The organism is Enterococcus sp. ZJ1622 (assembly GCF_011038845.1).
GTDB lineage: Bacteria > Bacillota > Bacilli > Lactobacillales > Enterococcaceae > Enterococcus_B.
Genome location: NZ_JAAKDW010000052.1, coordinates 1 through 770 on the forward strand (window position 1 = coordinate 1; position 770 = coordinate 770).

1 protein-coding gene is annotated in these 770 nt (G+C 36.5%); it reads left to right on the forward strand.

Annotated elements, in window-relative coordinates; all coding sequences use genetic code 11:
• Positions 1 to 160 precede the first annotated feature (160 nt).
• A complete protein-coding gene (tnpA, locus tag G7Y42_RS14890; protein WP_165007738.1) occupies positions 161 to 616 on the forward strand; it encodes an IS200/IS605 family transposase in 456 nt (151 codons plus the stop codon).
• Positions 617 to 770: the final 154 nt, after the last annotated feature.

The following is a 770-nucleotide window of genomic DNA, read 5'->3' on the forward strand; positions in this document are numbered from 1 at the left end:
TTTTATTATTGTCTTTAGACCTAGTTGAGCTCGCAAAGCGAGTGAAACATAAAACCACCTGCTATGCGGGTGGGGAATAAAGGGTTCTACCAAAAAGCCCTTCAAATCGTTAAAATATGATTGTTCAGGTCATATTGATAACGAAAGGAAGGGATAAGAAATGGCTACTAAAGCAAATAGTTTAGCCCATACAAAGTGGCTATGCAAATACCACATTGTATTCACACCAAAGTATAGAAGAAAAATCATTTATAATCAATATCGATCAAGTATTCAAGAGATTATCAAACGATTATGTAAATATAAAGGAGTAGAAATATTGGAAGGGCACATGATGCCAGATCACGTTCATCTATTATTGAGTATTCCACCTAAAATAAGTGTGTCCAGTTTTATGGGTTATCTAAAAGGAAAAAGTGCGTTAATGATTTTTGACAAACATGCGAATTTAAAATATAAATTTGGGAACCGACATTTTTGGGCAGAAGGGTATTATGTAAGTACAGTGGGATTGAATGAAGTGACCATAAGAAAATACATTCAAGAACAAGAAAAACATGATATAGCACTAGATAAATTGAGCGTTCGAGAATACGAAGACCCTTTCAAGGGTTAGAGAGTAATACAAATACCTTTTTAAAGGTGGGCAAAAGTGGCAAAGGCAATATGGCTTGAACATGAAATGAGAGAGCCAGCGTCTTTAGGCGCTGGCCGGTGTTAAGGGCTTATAGCCCTGGTGCAAACCACCCTTTTGAAGGGTGGTTATGATT